1 protein-coding gene is annotated in these 237 nt (G+C 56.1%); it reads right to left on the bottom strand.

The window, feature by feature from the left end:
* Window positions 1-237, bottom strand: a 237-nt coding sequence (locus KZZ04_RS20795; protein ID WP_219424120.1) for a hypothetical protein, incomplete at both ends; no start/stop codon positions are given.

Here is a 237-nt window from a genome sequence, read left to right on the forward strand (position 1 = left end):
TCAGAGCAAACCTCGAGGGGGCCTTCCAGATCACTCAGGAAAGCGAGCAGTGAGAATTGGGCTTCGACCAAGGTTTGCCCGTGCGCCGCTAGGTTGAGCTGAGGCAGCACGTTCAGGATCACGAAATCGCTGCAGTCCCCCACTAGATATGTATCTGTGAGCTCGACGTAAAACTCGTGCCCGGCTTCGGACACGAGCGCCAAGGAAATCAGCTTCGTATCTCGGTTCAGCTGTGTG

Origin of the sequence: Pseudoalteromonas sp. CR1, assembly GCF_019392235.1 — a bacterium.
Classification (GTDB): Bacteria; Pseudomonadota; Gammaproteobacteria; order Enterobacterales; family Alteromonadaceae; genus Pseudoalteromonas.